At 43.5% G+C, this 2,416-nt stretch carries 4 protein-coding genes; 2 read left to right on the forward strand and 2 right to left on the reverse strand.

Annotated features, from left to right (window positions below):
- The coding region (locus F6K37_RS38295) for a helix-turn-helix domain-containing protein (protein WP_287256320.1) at window positions 1-346 on the reverse strand (346 nt) is incomplete at its 3' end.
- 195 nt (window positions 347-541) lie between these two features.
- Between F6K37_RS38295 and F6K37_RS38300 the strand changes: the two genes are divergently transcribed.
- Both F6K37_RS38300 and F6K37_RS38305 read left to right on the forward strand, forming a co-directional pair.
- Window positions 542-697, forward strand: coding sequence for a hypothetical protein (locus F6K37_RS38300; protein ID WP_287256321.1), 156 nt, complete (start codon window positions 542-544; stop codon window positions 695-697).
- A 340-nt stretch (window positions 698-1,037) separates the two neighbouring features.
- Window positions 1,038-1,163 carry a hypothetical protein gene (locus tag F6K37_RS38305; protein WP_267872096.1) on the forward strand — a complete coding sequence of 42 codons (126 nt, stop codon included), beginning with the start codon at window positions 1,038-1,040 and terminating at the stop codon, window positions 1,161-1,163.
- Here the strand turns inward: F6K37_RS38305 and F6K37_RS38310 are convergent.
- Window positions 1,140-2,416, reverse strand: a 1,277-nt coding sequence (locus F6K37_RS38310; protein ID WP_353839003.1) for a tetratricopeptide repeat protein, incomplete at its 5' end; no start/stop codon positions are given. The genes F6K37_RS38305 and F6K37_RS38310 overlap by 24 nt on opposite strands.

A 2,416-nucleotide genomic window follows, 5' to 3' on the forward strand; every position in this document is an offset into this window, starting at 1 on the left:
GATAACAAGTGGTTTCAATGGGAGGACGTTCAACATAATAGTCAACGTCAGGGATAGACTCGTCCTGATCTAAATCCGGTTTCCACGGATCTGGATTAACATTGCTATTGCTTGGTGTGCTTTCTTGATCTAGAAGAGCGATCGCTTTCCAGTCTTGTCCCAATTTTTCACTAATTTCTTGAAAATTCAGGTTATCGACAGGTCGGCCATTGAGATAATTATTGAGGGTTGATAGAGATATCTCCAATTCCTCAGCTAAGTCTTTCTGGCGAGGATAACCGTTGCGCTTAAGGGCTAATTTAACCTGGTCAATATACTCTGGATGAACTCTGAGTGAGCGAGACATAGTTGTCGGTTCGATGAACTACTCAAACTATAACTATCTTTTATAGTCACTCAGCCCAACTCAGGTACAACTCAGGTACAAGTCGGCAATGAATTATAAGTTGGCCATAACTCACGTCAGCTCAACAGCTTCCAAGGTTTGAACTGCTTTAGCCCCAGGGTTTGATGAAATTGTAGTTGACCTGAAACAATTTTCATGAACAATCTCGAAAACTTCCAAACCCTTCTGGAAATTGTGTTACTAGTTCTAACCCTCTCTACTGAATCTCCATTGTTAGGTATTGTTGCTGCTATTTGTGCATTGTTGTATTTGTTGAGCGACTCTGATGATTCAGATCAAGGTGAGGAGTGAAGCGGTTGTCTAGCTCCGGAGATGGGAAAATAGGGAAATGGGAAGATAGGGAAATAGGAAGATAGGGAAATGAAATTGATCTGTAGTCCTAATTTCCAGCATTGGTATCAAAATACCGGCGTTCCTAATTCTGGGTATGGTTTCGCCCCCCTAGCCCCCCAATTCTGCGGTGCGACCCGTGGCGAATTTAATTCGCCGACGGAAAGCGCACCGGTGGGGGAACAAAACTTTCTTGCGTCCCCCAGAATTGGGGGATTTAGGGGGCTTTAACAAAAACAGATGATCGCGCATTCATTCCTTAATTCAGCAATGCCAAGATACCAACTTAATCGATAACTACTTGATACACAAGTACCGATTCCCGATTCCCGATTCCCGATTCCCGATTCCCGATTCCCTGTACTATAGTCGTTATTTTAACAACTATAGACCTAAAATATTACTACAAATTTTGCCGATTGACTAGCTGAATTTTATTGACAAAATAAGCTTCTCGATGCTGCAATGACTCAGCCAAGTCTAGCCCCTTTTGAAATGCTGCTAAGGCTTGAGGATAATTGTTCATATCCAGATAAATTTGACCAATGTTGTCGTAAGTATTCATCAAGCCATAGTAATTATAGGACTGTTGTTCAACTTGCAGCAAAACCTCATAAACTTGCAAGGCAAACTCTGGCTGCTTAGAGGTAAGGTAAAGTTGTGCTAGAGGTTGTAGTGCTTCGCTAGCATGGGCAAACTGCTGTAGAGACCAGGCTAAGGAATAGGCTTCCTGATAGGTTTGACTAGCTTTTTCTGGTTGATTGAGGCTGTTGTAGTCAGATGCGATCGCAATTTTCAGGGCTGGAATCTGGGTATCATTACCTTGATTTAGGTAAATGTCCACTAATTGCTGCTTTTTGGGCAATGCCTGGTCCGGTTGTTGGTCTTGGTCGTAGATATAAGCTAGCTCTTGTAAATAAGCCACTTCTTCATTTATGCGTTCGCGAAGCGGTTCCAAAGGAACATCGGTCTGAACTTGAGCCAGTAATTCCTCATAGGTTTCTGCTGCTTTGGGATAATCAAACCAAGCCATGTGCAATTCACCCATGGTCTTCAAGGTAGCCTCAACCGCTGCCATATCGCCCTGGTTTCGAGCATCAGCGAGAATTTGCTCATAGACTGTCAAAGCTTGTCCTGGCAATCGAATCTGTTCATAAGCCTTACCCAAAGCTTTTAACAGTGGCAGATTGATCGAGTCTTCTGCTTCATTTTCCTGCTGAATCTCTTCCAAGCGTGCCGTAATTAGTTGTACTGACTGCTTATTGTTTTCATTCCAGGCAACTCCTCCTACTCTGCCCAAGGTTTGCACTTCTGCCACGGGATCCCCTAGCACTCGCCGCAGCCGGATTTCCCGATACCAGATGTCAAAGGCTTTGGATTGATTACCAGCTTTGAATTCAGCTTCAGCTTCAGCATTCAGTTCATCCAACGCTTGCTTGAGTCTAGAACGTTCGGAGGGGTTGAGAGGTTCGTCTGGGGATAAGGAAGGAAGGAGGGGATCAGGAGCAGTCAGTTCCAATGGATTGGGATTATCATTATCACTAGATTGGGATAAGGTCACACTAGCAAAACATAACGGGAGTATAGCAGCCGATAATGCTATAATTATATATTTTTTTAGTTTGGGTGCGAAATGATGTAAGCCCAAGGTAGCCATAAGGAAACTAAAGAAGGTTACTA

It is taken from the genome of Moorena sp. SIO4E2 (assembly GCF_010671945.1).
Taxonomy (GTDB): domain Bacteria; phylum Cyanobacteriota; class Cyanobacteriia; order Cyanobacteriales; family Coleofasciculaceae; genus Moorena; species Moorena producens.